This window comes from Pseudomonas sp. McL0111 (genome assembly GCF_052567255.1).
The window spans coordinates 1,108,867-1,125,593 of record NZ_CP199585.1 but is presented as its reverse complement, the minus strand read 5'-3'; the positions used below and the strand labels follow the sequence as shown (position 1 = coordinate 1,125,593).

At 60.5% G+C, this 16,727-nt stretch carries 13 protein-coding genes; all 13 read left to right on the top strand.

Going from position 1 to position 16,727, the window contains the following annotated elements:
• Window positions 1–17: 17 nt before the first annotated feature.
• The 13 genes from ACTWLJ_RS05090 (at window position 18) to ACTWLJ_RS05030 (ending at window position 16,618) form a co-directional block, all read left to right on the top strand.
• Window positions 18–1,541 carry an HAL/PAL/TAL family ammonia-lyase gene (locus tag ACTWLJ_RS05090; RefSeq protein WP_445180097.1) on the top strand — a complete coding sequence of 508 codons (1,524 nt, stop codon included), beginning with the start codon at window positions 18–20 and terminating at the stop codon, window positions 1,539–1,541.
• Between the two features lie 117 nt (window positions 1,542–1,658).
• Entirely contained in the window at window positions 1,659–3,191 is a 1,533-nt protein-coding gene (hutH, locus tag ACTWLJ_RS05085; RefSeq protein ID WP_445180096.1) for a histidine ammonia-lyase, read from the top strand.
• A 101-nt stretch (window positions 3,192–3,292) separates the two neighbouring features.
• A complete protein-coding gene (gene hutI / locus ACTWLJ_RS05080) occupies window positions 3,293–4,498 on the top strand; it encodes an imidazolonepropionase (protein ID WP_445180095.1) in 1,206 nt (401 codons plus the stop codon).
• A gap of 10 nt (window positions 4,499–4,508) precedes the next feature.
• Window positions 4,509–5,309 (top strand): N-formylglutamate deformylase, encoded by an 801-nt coding sequence (gene hutG / locus ACTWLJ_RS05075; RefSeq protein WP_445180094.1) that lies wholly within the window; start codon window positions 4,509–4,511, stop codon window positions 5,307–5,309.
• Window positions 5,310–5,563: 254 nt separating this feature from the next.
• Window positions 5,564–6,523, top strand: a complete 960-nt coding sequence (locus ACTWLJ_RS05070) for a choline ABC transporter substrate-binding protein (protein WP_445180093.1) — start codon at window positions 5,564–5,566, stop codon at window positions 6,521–6,523.
• 183 nt (window positions 6,524–6,706) lie between these two features.
• The gene (locus ACTWLJ_RS05065) at window positions 6,707–7,609 is read left to right on the top strand and encodes an alpha/beta hydrolase (RefSeq protein WP_445180092.1); all 903 of its coding nucleotides are present in this window, start codon (window positions 6,707–6,709) and stop codon (window positions 7,607–7,609) included.
• A 104-nt stretch (window positions 7,610–7,713) separates the two neighbouring features.
• On the top strand, window positions 7,714–8,685 hold the full coding sequence (gene pip / locus ACTWLJ_RS05060; protein ID WP_401218624.1) for a prolyl aminopeptidase: 972 nt from the start codon (window positions 7,714–7,716) through the stop codon (window positions 8,683–8,685).
• Entirely contained in the window at window positions 8,682–9,119 is a 438-nt protein-coding gene (dtd, locus tag ACTWLJ_RS05055) for a D-aminoacyl-tRNA deacylase (protein ID WP_445180091.1), read from the top strand. Before pip ends, dtd begins: the two co-directional genes overlap by 4 nt.
• A gap of 321 nt (window positions 9,120–9,440) precedes the next feature.
• A complete protein-coding gene (locus tag ACTWLJ_RS05050) occupies window positions 9,441–11,249 on the top strand; it encodes a glucan biosynthesis protein G (protein WP_445180090.1) in 1,809 nt (602 codons plus the stop codon).
• Window positions 11,242–13,812 carry a glucans biosynthesis glucosyltransferase MdoH gene (gene mdoH, locus ACTWLJ_RS05045; RefSeq protein WP_445180089.1) on the top strand — a complete coding sequence of 857 codons (2,571 nt, stop codon included), beginning with the start codon at window positions 11,242–11,244 and terminating at the stop codon, window positions 13,810–13,812. The genes ACTWLJ_RS05050 and mdoH overlap by 8 nt, the downstream gene beginning before the upstream one ends.
• A gap of 175 nt (window positions 13,813–13,987) precedes the next feature.
• Complete coding sequence (locus tag ACTWLJ_RS05040; RefSeq protein WP_445180088.1) at window positions 13,988–14,785, top strand: transporter substrate-binding domain-containing protein; 798 nt, start codon at window positions 13,988–13,990, stop codon at window positions 14,783–14,785.
• A 146-nt stretch (window positions 14,786–14,931) separates the two neighbouring features.
• Window positions 14,932–15,891: an amino acid ABC transporter permease gene (locus ACTWLJ_RS05035; protein WP_445180087.1), complete on the top strand. Its 960-nt coding sequence runs from the start codon at window positions 14,932–14,934 to the stop codon at window positions 15,889–15,891.
• On the top strand, window positions 15,884–16,618 hold the full coding sequence (locus ACTWLJ_RS05030) for an amino acid ABC transporter ATP-binding protein (RefSeq protein ID WP_445180086.1): 735 nt from the start codon (window positions 15,884–15,886) through the stop codon (window positions 16,616–16,618). The genes ACTWLJ_RS05035 and ACTWLJ_RS05030 overlap by 8 nt, the downstream gene beginning before the upstream one ends.
• Window positions 16,619–16,727 lie beyond the last annotated feature (109 nt).

Here is a 16,727-nt window from a genome sequence, read left to right as displayed (position 1 = left end):
TACGGTTGAGGTTTTAGATGTCCCAGGCTGAAAAAGTAGTGATCACAGGCGACCACCTACGCTGGCAGGACGTGGTCGCCGTTGCCCGTGATGGCGCGGTGCTCGAACTGTCGAGCGAGACCTGGGCGCGCATCGAAAATGCTCAGGCCATCGTCCAGCGTATCGTCGCCAGCGGCGAGCGTGCCTATGGCGTCAACACCGGTCTGGGCGGCTTGTCCAACGTCTCGCTGAAAGACGAGCAACTCAGCCAGTTGTCGCGCAACACCTTACTCAGCCATGCCTGCGGCGTTGGTCCGGTATTGGCCGACGAGCAAACCCGCGCGATCATCTGTGCGGCAATCCGCAACTACAGCCACGGCAAATCCGGCCTCCATCGCCGGGTGGTCGAAGCACTGCTGGCGCTGCTCAATCGCGGCATCACCCCGCAGGTTCCAGCGCAAGGTTCGGTGGGTTATCTGACGCACATGGCGCACATCGGCATCACGCTGCTCGGCGTCGGCAATGTCAGCTATCGCGGGCAGATCGTCTCGGCGCAGCAGGCCTTGGCTGAAGAGGGTTTGCAGCCGGTGCAACTCGGCGCCAAGGACGGTTTGTGTCTGGTCAACGGCACGCCGTGCATGACCGGCCTCAGCTGTCTGGCGATTGCCGATTCCATGCGGCTGGTGCAATGGGCCGATGTCATCGGCGCCATGAGTTTCGAAGCGCAGCGTGGGCAAATCGATGCGTTCGATGCCGAGATCATCGCGCTCAAGCCACACCCGGGCATGCAGCAGGTGGGCGTCAATTTGCGCGGCTTGCTCGATGGCAGCGAAGTGATCGCCTCAAGCAAAGGCATTCGCACCCAGGATGCGTTGAGCATCCGCTCGATTCCGCAGGTGCACGGCGCGGCGCGGGATCAACTCGCACACGCGATCAAACAGGTCGAAGCCGAGCTTAACGGCTGCACCGATAACCCATTGTTGCTGGGCACGCCTGACGATTTTCGGGTGATGTCGCAAGCCAACCCGCACGGTCAGTCCGTGGCGATGGCGGCGGATCTGCTGGCGATAGCCATGGCCGAAATCGGCTCGATTGCCGAGCGTCGCCTCGATCGTCTGGTCAACCCGCACGTCAGCGGTCTGCCGGCGTTTCTGGTGGCCAATCCGGGGGTGAATTCCGGGATGATGATCGTGCAATACGTCGCCGCTTCGTTGTGCGCCGAAAATCGCCAATTGGCGCAACCGGCCGTGCTCGATAACTACATCACTTCCGGCTTGCAGGAAGACCATCTGAGCATGGGCACCAACGCTGCGCTGAAGCTGCAGCGGGCGCTGGAAAACTGCACACAGATCCTCGCCATTGAGTATCTGCTGGCGGCTCAGGCCTTCGAATTTTTGAAAGTACAACGCTTCGGCGCGGGTACCGATATCGCGTGGCGACTGCTGCGTGAAAAGGTCCCGGCCTACGATCAGGATCGCTGGCTGGCGCCGGATATCGCCGCCGCTGCGAGCGTATTGAAAGACGCGAATCTGCTGCACAACGTTCTACCGAATCTGCACTGACAAATACCCACGCCAGCGTGCCAAGGCGCGGCTCCCCAAAAGGCGAGACGCGACGGACAACGGACATCTCCGGAGCGTCTGGCGAGTTAACAAGAAAACTCTCAAAAGGAGCACAAAATGACTGCGCTGAACCTGATTCCCGGCCAACTGAGCCTGGCCCAACTGCGTGAGATTTATCAGAACCCGGTCAAGCTGAGCCTCGACAACAGCGCTTCGGCGCAGATCGAAGCCAGCGTTGCCTGCGTTGAGCAGATTCTCGCCGAGAACCGCACCGCTTACGGCATCAACACCGGTTTCGGCCTGCTGGCTTCGACCCGCATCGCCAGCGAAGACCTGGAAAACCTCCAGCGTTCGCTGGTGTTGTCCCACGCCGCTGGCGTCGGCCAGCCGATCAGCGACGCGCTGGTGCGTCTGGTCATGGTGCTCAAGGTCAACAGCCTCAGCCGTGGTTTCTCCGGCATTCGCCGAGTGGTGATCGATGCGCTGATCGCGCTGATCAACGCCGAGGTTTACCCGCACATTCCGTTGAAAGGCTCGGTCGGTGCTTCCGGCGACCTCGCGCCGCTGGCGCACATGTCGCTGGTGCTGCTGGGCGAGGGCAAGGCGCGCTACAAGGGCGAGTGGATGGAGGCGACCGAAGCGCTGAAAATCGCCGGCCTGACGCCGCTGACACTGGCTGCCAAAGAAGGTCTGGCGCTGCTCAACGGCACTCAGGTATCCACCGCGTTTGCTCTGCGTGGTCTGTTTGAAGGTGAAGATTTATTCGCGGGCGCTCTGGCGCTGGGCGGTCTGACTGTTGAAGCTGTGCTCGGCTCGCGTTCGCCGTTCGATGCGCGTATCCACGCTGCTCGTGGGCAGAAAGGCCAGATCGATGCCGCCGCTGCTTACCGCGATCTGCTCGGTGAGCGTAGCGAAGTCTCCGACTCGCACCAGAATTGCGAAAAGGTTCAGGACCCGTACTCCCTGCGCTGCCAGCCACAAGTCATGGGCGCCTGCCTGACCCAGTTCCGTCAGGCCGCCGAAGTGCTGGCCGTCGAAGCCAACGCGGTGTCCGATAACCCGCTGGTATTCGCTGCTGAAGGCGATGTGATTTCTGGTGGTAACTTCCACGCTGAGCCGGTTGCCATGGCCGCTGACAACATGGCGCTGGCCATCGCTGAAATCGGCTCGCTGAGCGAACGCCGCATCTCGCTGATGATGGACAAGCACATGTCGCAACTGCCGCCGTTCCTGGTGGCGAATGGCGGGGTGAACTCCGGTTTCATGATCGCGCAAGTGACCGCAGCGGCACTGGCCAGCGAGAACAAGGCCTTGTCCCATCCGCATTCGGTGGACAGCCTGCCGACTTCCGCTAACCAGGAAGACCACGTATCGATGGCTCCGGCTGCCGGCAAGCGCCTGTGGGAAATGGCCGAAAACACTCGCGGGATTCTCGCGGTGGAATGGCTGGCGGCGGCTCAGGGTCTGGACCTGCGTAATGGTCTGAAGACCTCGCTGAAACTGGAACAGGCGCGGGCGATTCTGCGCAAGGAAGTGGCGTTCTATGAGAAGGACCGGTTCTTTGCGCCGGACATCATTGCCGCGACTGATCTGCTGGCTTCGCGCTGCCTGACTGAGCTGATTCCAGCCAAGCTTTTGCCTAGCCTGTGATGGACTCTTCGCCAGCAGGCTGGCTCCCACAAGGGTATGTTTTCCAAGTGTGGGAGCCAGCCTGCTGGCGATTCGATTTTGAATACTGTGGAGACTAAGGGATGAAAACCCTCTGGCAACACTGCCACGTCGCAACCATGGCGCAAGGCGTCTACTCGATCATCGAAGATGCGGCCATCGTGACGTCCGGTGCGCACATCGAGTGGATCGGCCCGCGCCATCTTCTGCCTTCCGGCGAATACCCGGCAGTCAATGATTTGCAAGGCGCGTGGGTCACCCCCGGCCTGATCGACTGCCACACCCACACGGTGTTCGGCGGCAACCGCAGCGGTGAATTCGAAAAGCGCCTGCAAGGTGTCAGCTACGCGGAAATCGCCGCCGCCGGTGGCGGCATCGCCAGCACCGTACGCGCTACCCGCGAAGCCACAGAAGACGAACTGTTTGCCAGCGCCGCCAAACGCCTGAAAAGCCTGATGCGCGACGGCGTGACCACGGTCGAAATGAAGTCCGGTTACGGGCTCGATCTGGCCAACGAACGCAAGATCCTGCGGGTCATCCGCCGCCTCGCCGCGGAACTGCCGATCAGCGTGCGCAGCACCTGTCTGGCGGCTCACGCGCTGCCGCCGGAATACAAGGATCGCGCCGACGATTACATCGAACACATCTGCGCCGAAATGCTGCCATCGCTGGCGGCTGAAGGGCTGGTCGATGCCGTCGATGCATTCTGCGAATACCTGGCGTTCTCGCCGGAGCAGGTTGAGCGGGTGTTTATCGCCGCACAGCAACTCGGCCTGCCGGTGAAGTTGCACGCTGAACAATTGTCGTCGCTGCATGGCTCCAGTCTGGCGGCGCGTTACCACGCGTTGTCGGCTGATCATCTGGAGTTCATGGACGAGGACGACGCCATCGCCATGGCCGCATCCGACACCGTCGCGGTGCTGCTGCCGGGCGCGTTCTACTTCCTGCGCGAAACCCAATTGCCGCCGATGGATGCGCTGCGCAAGCACAAGGTGAAAATCGCCATCGCCAGCGACCTCAACCCCGGCACCTCGCCGGCGCTGTCGTTGCGCCTGATGCTGAATATGGCCTGCACCTGTTTCCGCATGACCCCGGAAGAAGCCCTGGCTGGCGCGACCATTCACGCCGCGCAAGCGTTGGGCATGGCCGAGACTCACGGGTCGCTGGAAGTCGGCAAGGTCGCGGATTTTGTCGCCTGGCAAATCGACCGCCCGGCGGATCTGGCGTACTGGCTCGGTGGTGATCTGGACAAACGCGTCGTGCGTCACGGCGTTGAATCAAGTCTGTAGGAGAGCGGTTGTGGATAAGGTTCTGAACTTCAAACAAGGTCGTGTGCCGCTGCTGATCAGCATGCCCCACGCCGGCACTCGTCTGACCCCGATTGTCGAGGCCGGGCTGATCCCCGACGCGAAAAGCCTGCCGGACACCGATTGGCATATTCCGCAGCTGTACGACTTCGCAGAAGAACTGGGCGCCAGTACGCTCGCTGCCGAGTATTCGCGGTTTGTCATCGACCTCAACCGTCCGTCCGACGACAAACCGCTGTATGCAGGCGCTACCACCGGCCTGTATCCGGCGACGCTGTTCGATGGCATTCCGCTGTTTCGCGAAGGGCACGAACCGTCGAAAGAGGAGCGTGCGACGTATCTGGAACAGATCTGGACGCCGTACCACCGCACCTTGCAGCAAGAACTGGCGCGGTTGAAGGCCGAGTTCGGTTACGCGTTGCTGTTCGATGCGCATTCGATCCGCTCGATCATCCCGCACCTGTTCGACGGCAAGCTGCCGGACTTCAACCTCGGTACCTTCAATGGCGCCAGTTGCGATCCACAACTGGCCACGCAACTGGAAGCGATCTGCACCCGCCACGGCGACTACAGCCACGTGCTCAACGGACGCTTCAAGGGCGGTCACATCACCCGGCATTACGGCAATCCGGCGCAGAACATCCATGCCGTGCAGCTGGAGTTGGGCCAGTGCACTTACATGGAAGAGTTCGAGCCGTTCCGCTACCGCGCCGATCTGGCGGAGCCGACGCGGGTGGTGCTCAAGGAGTTGCTGCAAGGCTTCCTGGCCTGGGGCGAAAAACACTACGCGTAACAGCGTCAGGCACATACCCCCTGTAGGAGTGAGCCTGCTCGCGAAAGCGGAATACCAGTCGCTGAAGTGTTGACTGAACAACCGCAATCGCGAGCAGGCTCACTCCTACAGGTACGGTGTTCGCTTTGGGTCGCCACCGTGCAAAACACGGTCGCCACAGTTCGCTTTTGCCGCTCGACGGCTGGGTAATGTTTCGGCCACGGTGCGCAGACACCGATCCGACAATAATCCGCTGCCGCTCGAGACCGCTCCCGATGACAAGACCGATAACCCAGTTGTTAGCGCGTTGTGCGTTGATCCTCTCCGGCAGTGCGCTGCTCAGCGCCGGGGCCATGGCCAGTGACGACGCGTCCTGCAAGACCGTGCGTATGGGCGTGGTCAACTGGACCGACGTGATCGCCACCAGCGGCATGGCCGATGTACTGCTCAATGGCCTCGGCTATGAAAGCAAGCAGACCAGCGCCGTGCAGCAGATCATCTTCGCCGGCATCCGCGACAAGCGCCTGGACATCTTCCTCGGTTACTGGAAACCGGCGATGGACAACAACATCGCGCCATTCCTCGCCGCCAATCAACTCAAAGTCATGCCCAAGCCAAGTCTGGCTGACGCTCAGGCAACCCTCGCGGTGCCGGAATATGTCGCGGCAGCGGGGCTGAAAACCTTTGCCGATATCGCGAAATTCAAAGATCAACTCGGCGGCAAGATCTACGGGATCGAGCCGGGCAGCGGTGCCAACACCACGATCAAAACCATGATCGAGACCAATCACTTTGGCCTCAAGGATTTCAAGATCATCGAATCCGGTGAGGCCGGGATGCTCGCCGCCGTGCAGCGCGCGGTGAACCGCAAGGAATTCGTGGTGTTCGTCGGCTGGACCCCGCACCCAATGAACATCAACATGAAGATCACCTACCTGACCGGTAGCGAAGACGTCTACGGCCCGAACGAAGGTGCCGCGACAGTCTCGACCGTGACCGCGCCGGATTACGCCGAACGCTGCCCGAACGTTTACCGCTTGCTGGGAAACCTGAGCTTTACCGCCGCGCAGGAAAGCCAGTTGATGGTGCCGATCATGGAGCGCAAGACGCCTCAGGAGGTGGCGAAAGCCTGGCTGCGTGAGCATCCCGAAGATTTGCAGCGCTGGCTGGCGGGTGTCAGCAGCGTGGATGGCAAGGACGGCGTGGCGACGGTGCAGGCCAGCCTGAAAAAATAAGTCGCCCATGCGCCTTATGGGTTTTCGTGGCGAGGGAGCTTGCTCCCGCTGGTCTGCGAAGCGGCCCCAGACAGGAGCAACCCGGTATGGCTGAGGTAACCCGTGCGATGGGTATGGGAGTCCTTCGGCCTCCAGCGGGAGCAAGCTCCCTCGCCACAAGTTGATGTACTCCAGACGGTTCTTATGGATTCTTATCTTTCAGCTTCAATGGCCGCATTTGTCGCCAGGACGCTCAGCTTCAGCAGCGATGACAGCAGCCTCGCCGGCCTGCGTCGCGGCTACGACGAGATGTGCCGCGACTTCACGCCGCCGCCACCGGTCGGACTTGAGGTGATGGACTTCCAGTTAAGCGGCGTCGCTGTCCGTTCCTACCGTCCGCCGATACAGCCGCCATCCAGCGGCTGGCCGTGCGTGCTGTACCTGCACGGCGGTGGTTGGGTGGTCGGCGGCCTCGACTCCCACGACTTCATTTGCTTCGAACTGGCCATGGAGTTGGGCGCGATGGTGGTCGCAGTGGATTACCGCTTGGCACCCGAAAATCCATTCCCCGCCGGATTCAACGATTGCCTGAGCGTCTGGCGCGCCTTGCGCAGTGGACCGTTCTGGTTTGATCCGCAAAAGATGCTGGTGGCAGGCGACAGCGCCGGGGGCAATCTCGCGGCCGCGTTGTGTCTGGCCCTGCGTGACGCCGGCGAACCGCTGCCGAGCGCGCAAGTGCTGATCTATCCAGGCCTCGGCGGTGACGAGCATTTGCCGTCACGCAGTGAATGTGCCGACGCGCCTCTGCTCAGCAGCAGCGACGTCGATTGTTATCACGCGTTGTATCTGCGCGGCAGCGCTGAACCCGACGCCTACGCCATGCCATTGCTTGCCAGGGACTTCACAGGGTTACCACCGGCATTCATCGCCGTGGCGCAATTCGATCCGCTACGTGATGACGGCGTGCGTTACGCCGAACGGCTGACAGACGCGACCCTTTATTACGGCGAGGGACTGGTACACGGCTGTTTAAGGGCGCGCGGACAGGTCCCCGAGGTCGATCGTCTCTACGAAAACCTGCTCGGGTTTATGGCTGACAAATTGTGACTGCGCTGGAGCATGCTCATTGACGTAAATCGGGTTTATGATGCCGGACGGCAGAATAATAGATGTCCCCCCAGGGATGACCTCGACCCCTTACGGAGCGCGCAATGCAGACTTTGTTTCCGCAGATCAAACCCCATGCCCGGCACGATCTGGCTGTCGATGACACCCATACGCTGTACGTCGACGAAAGCGGTTCGCCGGAAGGCCTGCCGGTAGTCTTTATCCACGGTGGTCCCGGCGCCGGATGCGATGCGCAGAGCCGTCGCTATTTCGATCCGAACCTGTATCGCATCGTCACCTTCGACCAGCGCGGTTGCGGCCGTTCGACGCCGCACGCCAGCCTCGAAAACAACACCACCTGGGATCTGGTCGCCGACCTTGAGCGTATCCGCAAACACCTGGGCATCGAAAAATGGGTGCTGTTCGGCGGTTCCTGGGGTTCGACCCTGGCGCTGGCCTACGCGCAAACCCATCCTGAGCGTGTGCATGGTCTGATTCTGCGCGGGATCTTTCTCTGCCGTCCGCAGGAAATCGAGTGGTTTTATCAGGCGGGCGCCAGTCGTCTGTTTCCCGATTACTGGCAGGACTACATCGCGCCGATCCCGCTGGACGAGCGCGGCGATCTGCTCAGCGCCTTCCACAAACGTCTGACCGGCAACGATCAGATCGCGCAAATGCACGCGGCCAAGGCCTGGTCAACGTGGGAAGGGCGCACCGCCACCCTGCGGCCGAATCCGCTGGTGGTCGATCGCTTCTCCGAGCCACAGCGAGCGCTGTCGATTGCCCGGATCGAATGCCATTACTTCACCAACAATGCCTTCCTTGAGCCGAATCAACTGATTCGTGACATGGGCAAGATCGCCCATCTGCCAGGCGTGATCATCCACGGTCGTTACGACGTGATCTGCCCGCTCGACAACGCTTGGGAATTGCACCAGAACTGGCCGAACAGTGAGTTGCAGGTTATCCGCGACGCCGGCCATGCCGCCTCCGAACCGGGCATCACCGATGCGTTGGTCCGAGCGGCCAGTAATATGGCGCGACGCCTGCTCGACTTGCCGCCCGAAGAAGCATGAAGGGTCTACTACAGCGGGTACGCGGTGCGCGGGTTGAAGTGGCGGGAGAGGTTGTCGGTGCGGTAGATCAGGGTTTGCTGGTGCTGGTGGCCGTCGAACCCGACGACACCCGTGCAAGCGCCGACAAACTTCTGCATAAGCTGCTTAACTATCGGGTATTCAGTGACGCGGAGGGCAAGATGAATTTGTCCCTCGCGGACGTGGGTGGCGGGTTGCTGCTGGTCTCTCAGTTCACCCTTGCCGCCGATACCAAAAGCGGGCTGCGACCGGGTTTTTCGAGCGCGGCGCCTCCGGCCCTCGGTGAGGAGTTGTTCGACTATCTATTAAGCAAAGCGAAACAGATGCATGGCACTGTGGCATCAGGTAGATTCGGCGCGGATATGCAGGTGCACCTGGTCAATGATGGCCCGGTTACCTTTTTGTTACAGACGTGAAAGCACTTGAAACACCTTTTTAGGAAATTTCGACTGTTTTTCGCGTGTATTCGCGATAAATACTTGGTTACCCCTGATGCGTTGTAACGCGGGCTACTAGATAATCGCGCGCTGCGGGGATCGGCGTTCGTTGGTCCATTTTTGACTTAGGTAGAGACTTGTCCGTGTCCGATTGGGGAATCATTTTGCCCCAGCGGAGTCGGAACAATGCTCGCCAACTTGGCAAGGGTGCTCTGGAAGGTCGGCTTTTCAAGGCCGATAACCTCACAGGCACTTAATCTGGCCGTTGGTTTTTTGATCTGTTTTCGGCGAGGGTTGCTCGTGATTGTTAGTCCCTGTAATGCAGCAAAATTGTCTGCCAAACGCTTGCGAAGTGCTCTGGTAGCGGGCTCGGCGCTCCTGTGCCTGCTTAGCGCCGGTCAGCTTTGGGCGTTCAATCTTGACGATGTATCGGCCAAGGCTAAAGAGCTGGCCGGGCAGAAGTTCGAAGCCCCGCGCAGCAACTTGCCGAACGAATTCCGTGACATGAAATTCGCGGACTATCAGAAAATCCGCTTCCTCACCGAAAAAGCCGAGTGGGCTGATCAGAAGACGCCGTTCAAGCTGTCCTTCTATCACCAGGGTATGCATTTCGATACACCGGTGAAAATCAACGAAATCACCGCGAACACCGTCGAAGAGATCAAATACGACCCGTCGCGCTTTGATTTCGGCGATCTGAAATTCGATCCGAAAGCCACCGAACAACTGGGTTATGCCGGTTTCCGTGTGCTGTACCCGATCAACAAGGCCGACAAGCAAGACGAAATCATGACCATGCTCGGCGCGAGTTACTTCCGCGTCGTCGGCAAGGGTCACACTTACGGTCTGTCGGCTCGTGGCTTGGCCATCGACACCGCGCTACCGTCGGGCGAAGAATTCCCGCGTTTTCGCGAGTTCTGGATTCAACAGCCGAAGCCGGGCGACAAGCATCTGGTGATCTTTGCCCTGCTGGACTCGGCGCGTGCCACCGGTGCCTACCGTCTGATCCTGCGTCCGGGCAGCGACACCATCGTCGACGTCAAAGCGCAGATGTTCCTGCGTGACAAGGTCGGCAAACTCGGTATCGCACCGCTGACCAGCATGTTCCTGTTCGGCGCCAACCAGCCGTCGAAAGTGCTCAACTATCGTCGTGAACTGCACGACTCCAGCGGTCTGTCGATCCATGCCGGCAACGGCGAGTGGATCTGGCGCCCACTGAACAACCCGAAACATCTGGCCGTGAGCAACTTCAGCGTCGAGAACCCGCGTGGTTTCGGTCTGCTGCAACGTGGCCGTGACTTCAGCCACTACGAAGACCTCGACGACCGCTACGACAAGCGCCCAAGCGCCTGGATCGAGCCGAAGGGCGAGTGGGGCAAGGGCAGCGTTGATCTGGTCGAAATTCCGACCGCTGACGAAACCAACGACAACATCGTTGCGTTCTGGAGCCCGGAAAAAATGCCGGAGCCAGGCCAGCCGCTGGACTTCGCCTACCGCCTGCACTGGACCATGGACGAAGCAGCGATTCACGCGCCGGACAGTGCCTGGGTCAAGCAGACTCTGCGTTCGACCGGTGACGTCAAGCAATCGAACCTGATCCGTCAGCCGGACGGCAGCGTTGCCTATCTGGTCGACTTCGAAGGCCCGTCGCTCGCGGCATTGGCCCCGGATGCGGACGTTCGCAGCCAGGTCAGCGTCGGCGACAACGCCGAGCTGGTCGAGAACAGCGTGCGTTACAACCCTGAAACCAAGGGCTGGCGCCTGACCCTGCGGATGAAAATCAAGGACGCGAGCAAAGCGACCGAGATGCGTGCCGCGCTGGTGCAGCAAGTGATTCCGGCTGATCTGGCCAAGTCTTCGGTGCCGGCGTCCAACTCGTCCGTCGCCAAGGCCGACAAGGTTGCCGCCAGGCAGCAAGAGAAAGAAGACAAGGAAGCCAAGGCAGCCGAGGCCAAACAGGCCGACGCCAAGCCAGCCGCAGATGCCAAGGACAAGGCCAACAAAGATGCCAAGCAGCCAGCGGCTGCGGCCCCAGCCACACCGGAATCGGCGCCGACTGAAGAAGTCCTGACCGAGACCTGGAGCTATCAGTTGCCTGCCGATGAGTAATTCTCAAGTACAGCCAGAGACTCTTTCCGAGTATCTGGCGCATCTGCCGATGACCGACGAGCAGCGCGCGGAACTCGCGGGCTGCCAGTCGTTCAGCGAATTGCATCAACGCCTGTCGTCCTCGACATTCGACGCACCGACCGAAGCCGCCCAGGCTTCGGTGGGCAAGCGCCTGGTCCTGAGCACTGCCGAAGAGCTGGAAGAAGCGGAAATGCTGGTGCTCGACGCCAGCGGGCGGGTCAGCCTCAAGGCAACACCGCCGATCCGCCGGACCAAGGTCGTACCTGAGCCATGGCGCACCAATATTCTGGTGCGTGGCTGGCGCCGCCTGACCGGTCGCACCAATCCGCCGCAGCCGCCGAAGGACGAAAACGTCCTGCCGGCAGCGCGCTGGCGCACCGTGGGTTCGATCCGTCGTTACATTCTGTTGGTGCTGATGCTCGGCCAGACCATCGTCGCCGGCTGGTACATGAAAGGCATCATGCCGTACCAGGGCTGGTCGTTCGTCGATCTGGACGAAGTCCTGCATCAACCGCTGATGCAAACCGCCACGCAAGTGCTGCCGTATGCACTGCAAACCAGCATCCTGATTCTGTTCGGGATTCTGTTCTGCTGGGTGTCGGCCGGTTTCTGGACTGCACTGATGGGCTTTCTCGAATTGCTCACCGGTCACGACAAATACCGTATCTCCGGCAAAAGTGCCGGCAACGAACCGATTGCCAAGGACGCACGCACCGCACTGGTGATGCCGATCTGCAACGAAGACGTGCCGCGAGTGTTTGCCGGTCTGCGTGCAACCTTCGAGTCGGTCGCCGCTACCGGTGATCTGGATCGCTTCGACTTTTTCGTCCTCAGCGACAGTAACGACACCGATATCTGCGTGGCCGAGCAACAGGCCTGGCTGGATGTCTGCCGCGAAGCCAAAGGCTTCGGCAAGATCTTCTATCGCCGCCGTCGCCGCCGTGTGAAACGCAAGAGCGGCAACCTCGACGACTTCTGCCGTCGCTGGGGTGGTGACTACAAGTACATGGTCGTTCTGGACGCCGACTCGGTCATGAGCGGCGAGTGCCTGACCAGTCTGGTGCGCCTGATGGAAGCGACGCCGGACGCCGGGATCATCCAGACCGCGCCGCGTGCTTCGGGCATGGACACGCTGTATGCACGCATGCAGCAATTCGCTACTCGCGTATACGGCCCGCTGTTTACCGCCGGTCTGCACTTCTGGCAGTTGGGTGAATCCCACTACTGGGGTCACAACGCCATCATTCGTATGAAGCCGTTCATCGACCATTGCGCCCTGGCGCCGTTGCCGGGCAAAGGTGCGTTCTCCGGTGCGATCCTCTCCCACGACTTCGTTGAAGCAGCGCTGATGCGTCGTGCCGGCTGGGGCGTGTGGATTGCCTACGATCTGCCGGGCAGCTACGAAGAACTTCCACCGAACCTGCTCGACGAACTCAAGCGTGACCGTCGCTGGTGCCACGGCAACCTGATGAACTTCCGTCTGTTCCTGGTCAAGGGCATGCACCCGGTGCACCGTGCGGTGTTCCTGACTGGCGTGATGTCTTACCTGTCGGCGCCGTTGTGGTTCTTCTTCCTGGTGCTGTCGACCGCGCTGCTGGCGGTGAACACGCTGATGGAGCCGCAGTACTTCCTCGAACCCCGTCAGCTTTATCCGCTGTGGCCACAATGGCACCCGGACAAGGCCATTGCGTTGTTCTCCACGACTGTCGTGCTGCTGTTCCTGCCGAAGTTGTTGAGCATCATCCTGATCTGGGCCAAGGGCGCGAAAGAGTTCGGCGGCAAGTTCAAGGTGACCCTGTCGATGCTGCTGGAGATGCTGTTCTCCATGCTGCTGGCGCCGGTGCGGATGATTTTCCACACCCGTTTCGTTCTGGCCGCGTTCCTCGGTTGGGCCGCGACCTGGAACTCGCCGCAACGTGACGACGACTCGACGCCATGGAGCGAAGCGGTCAAACGCCACGGTCCGCAAACCCTGTTGGGTTTCTGCTGGGCACTGCTGGTGATCTGGCTGAACCCGAGCTTCCTGTGGTGGCTGGTGCCGATTGTCGGTTCGCTGATGCTGTCGATTCCGGTTTCGGTGATTTCCAGCCGTGTCGGCTTGGGCCTGAAGTCCCGCGACGAGAGCCTGTTCCTCATCCCTGAGGAATACAATCCGCCAGAGGCGTTGGTGGCCACCGACAAGTACACCCACGAAAACCGTTGGCATGCCCTGAACGACGGCTTCGTCCGCGCCGTGGTCGATCCGCAGCAGAACGCCTTGGCGTGCTCGCTGGCGACTTCGCGTCACGGTCAGGCCGAGCCGATCGAGTTGCTGCGTCAGGAACGTGTGCGTCACGCACTGAAAGTCGGTCCGGCTGCGCTGAGCAACCATGATCGCCTGCAACTGTTGAGCGACCCGGTAGCCCTGGCGCGTCTGCACGAGCTGGTATGGAGCGAAAGCCACAGCGAATGGCTGGACGCCTGGCGTGCATCGGTGAAAGCCGACCCCCATGCGCCGCTGCTGCCGCTGCAACCGGTGAGCCTGCAGGCTCAACCGGCCTAAAAGAGAAGCCCCGCCATCCAGCGGGGCTTTTTTATTGTTAAACAAATCGTCCATTAACGCTTGTGCAAACAAGCGAGTGCGTTAGCATCCGTCCCCGAATTGGCGCACCCGGGCATTTTTTGCCCATCACTGTCGGTTTTCGCGCCGCAAACGCAATGGTTTTGGGGACTTGAAGATGAAGAAGTATCTATCGATGCTGCTGGTCGGCGTCACGGCACTGGTTGCAGTCAATGCGGCGCACGCCGGTGCAATCGATGACGCCGTCAAGCGCGGCACCTTGAAAGTCGGCATGGACCCGACTTACATGCCGTTCGAGATGACCAACAAGCGCGGTGAGATCATCGGTTTCGAAGTTGATCTCCTCAAAGCCATGACCAAAGCCATGGGCGTCAAGCTGGAGCTGGTGTCCACCGGTTACGACGGGATCATCCCGGCGCTGATGACCGACAAGTTCGACATGATCGGCAGCGGCATGACCCTGACTCAGGAACGCAACCTGCGCCTGAACTTCAGCGAACCGTTCATCGTTGTCGGCCAGACCCTGCTGATCCGCAAAGAGCTGGAAGGCACCATCAAGTCCTATAAAGACCTGAACACCGCCGACTACCGCATCACCTCCAAGCTCGGCACCACCGGCGAGATGGTCGCGAAGAAGCTGATCTCCAAAGCCAAGTACCACGGCTACGACAACGAGCAGGAAGCCGTGCTCGACGTGGTCAATGGCAAGGCTGATGCCTTCATCTATGACGCGCCGTACAACGTGGTTGCGGTGAGCAAGGTCGGCGCCGGCAAACTGGTGTTCCTCGACAAGCCGTTCACCTACGAGCCGCTGGCCTTCGGCCTGAAGAAGGGCGACTACGACAGCCTGAACTTCATCAATAACTTCCTGCATCAGATCCACGAAGACGGCACCTACGATCGCATCCATGACAAGTGGTTCAAAGACACCGCTTGGCTCAAGGACATGGAATAAGCCCGGTCACATAGACCGAGTCGCTTCAATCGCCAGCAGGCTGGCTCCCACAGGGGATTTGTGTAAGCCACAGATTCAATGTGGGAGCCAGCCTGCTGGCGATGGCGGCCTTCCTGGCGATACAACTTTCGGATCTTGCTAAACCCATGAAACAGAAAAAAGCCCAATGGCCCTGGCACGTTCTGACCGTGCTGGTGCTGATCGGCCTGGCTGGCGCGTTGTATTACGCCACGTCGCTGATGTCCTACGAATGGCGCTGGAATCGCGTGCCGCAGTACTTCGCCTATCAGGCCGAAGAAACCCAGCGCGCGACCGATATTTCCACAGTCAGCGAACTGGTGCGCAAGGGCAGCACGGCTGAAGTCATCCTGCGCAACGATGCCGGTGACGAACAGCATCTGACGGTCGACGAGAACAGCCTGCAATTCGCTCAGGGCGACGATGTGGCCGAAGGCGACGTCGTGGGCGTGACCCGGCATTGGGCGGCAGGACCGCTTTTGTGGGGGCTGTGGACGACGTTATGGCTGTCGGTTGTGTCCGGCGTGCTCGGCCTGCTGATCGGTCTGGTCACCGGTCTGTGCCGCTTGTCGAGCAACCCGACCCTGCGTGACCTTTCGACGATTTACGTCGAACTGGTGCGCGGCACGCCGTTGCTGGTGCAGATTTTCATTTTCTACTTCTTCATCGGTACGGTGATGAACCTGTCCCGCGAGTTCGCCGGGATCGCCGCACTGGCGTTGTTCACCGGCGCCTACGTGGCGGAAATCATTCGTTCCGGCGTGCAGTCGATTGCTCGCGGGCAGGACGAGGCGGCGCGTTCGCTGGGTCTGAGCGCCGGTCAGTCGATGCGTCACGTAGTGATGCCGCAAGCGCTGAAACGCGTGCTGCCGCCACTGGCCGGGCAGTTCATCAGTCTGGTCAAAGACACCTCGCTGGTGTCGGTGATCGCGATTACCGAGCTGCTGAAAAGCGGTCGTGAAGTCATCACCACCTCGTTTTCGCCGTTCGAGATTCTGTTCTGCGTCGCCGGCCTGTACCTGTTGATCAACCTGCCGCTGTCGAAAATCGCCAGCCGTCTTGAGCGGAGGCTCGCGCAAAGTGATTGAAGTCCGCGATCTGGTAAAAGTCTTCGACACCCGTGGTCAGGTGGTGCGTGCTGTGGATAACGTCAGCACCTCGGTCGCCAAGGGCGAAGTGCTGGTGGTGATCGGCCCGTCGGGCTCCGGCAAATCGACCTTTCTGCGCTGCCTCAATGGCCTGGAAGAGTTCGACTCGGGCTCGGTGAGCATCGACGGTCTGCAACTGGCCGACCCGAAAACCGACGTCAACGCCTACCGCCGTGAAGTCGGCATGGTGTTCCAGCATTTCAATCTGTTCCCGCACATGACCGTGCTGGAAAATCTGTGCCTGGCGCAGAAAGTCGTGCGCAAGCGCGGGCAGAAGGAAAGCGAGGCCAAGGCTTTGGCGTTGCTGGAGAAGGTCGGTATCGCGCAGAAAGCGCGCGAGTATCCATCGCGTCTGTCCGGTGGTCAGCAGCAGCGCGTGGCGATTGCCCGGGCGCTGGCAATGGACCCTAAGGTGATGTTGTTTGATGAGCCGACTTCGGCGCTCGACCCGGAAATGGTCGGCGAAGTGCTGGATGTGATGAAGAATCTGGCCGTTGAAGGCATGACCATGGTCTGCGTCACCCACGAAATGGGCTTCGCCCGGGAAGTGGCGGATCGGGTGCTGTTCTTCGATCACGGCAAACTGCTGGAAGATGCTGCGCCTGCCGAGTTCTTCGATGCACCGAAAGACCCTCGGGCCCAGGCCTTCCTGCGTCAGGTCCTTTAAAAGCAGCGGCCCTGTGGGCCGCTAATCGCTAGCAGGCTAGCTCCCACAGTGGATTTTGGTGTTCACACTATTTGGGCAACACCACAAAACTCTGTGGGAGCCAGCCTGC

What these genes read in the sequence shown, in the direction of transcription:
- ACTWLJ_RS05090 (WP_445180097.1), top strand. Translation starts at nt 18, where the DNA reads ATGTCCCAGGCTGAAAAAGTAGTGATCACAGGCGACCACCTACGCTGG.
- hutH (WP_445180096.1), top strand. Translation starts at nt 1,659, where the DNA reads ATGACTGCGCTGAACCTGATTCCCGGCCAACTGAGCCTGGCCCAACTG.
- hutI (WP_445180095.1), top strand. Translation starts at nt 3,293, where the DNA reads ATGAAAACCCTCTGGCAACACTGCCACGTCGCAACCATGGCGCAAGGC.
- ACTWLJ_RS05070 (WP_445180093.1), top strand. Translation starts at nt 5,564, where the DNA reads ATGACAAGACCGATAACCCAGTTGTTAGCGCGTTGTGCGTTGATCCTC.
- ACTWLJ_RS05065 (WP_445180092.1), top strand. Translation starts at nt 6,707, where the DNA reads ATGGATTCTTATCTTTCAGCTTCAATGGCCGCATTTGTCGCCAGGACG.
- pip (WP_401218624.1), top strand. Translation starts at nt 7,714, where the DNA reads ATGCAGACTTTGTTTCCGCAGATCAAACCCCATGCCCGGCACGATCTG.
- dtd (WP_445180091.1), top strand. Translation starts at nt 8,682, where the DNA reads ATGAAGGGTCTACTACAGCGGGTACGCGGTGCGCGGGTTGAAGTGGCG.
- mdoH (WP_445180089.1), top strand. Translation starts at nt 11,242, where the DNA reads ATGAGTAATTCTCAAGTACAGCCAGAGACTCTTTCCGAGTATCTGGCG.
- ACTWLJ_RS05040 (WP_445180088.1), top strand. Translation starts at nt 13,988, where the DNA reads ATGAAGAAGTATCTATCGATGCTGCTGGTCGGCGTCACGGCACTGGTT.
- ACTWLJ_RS05035 (WP_445180087.1), top strand. Translation starts at nt 14,932, where the DNA reads ATGAAACAGAAAAAAGCCCAATGGCCCTGGCACGTTCTGACCGTGCTG.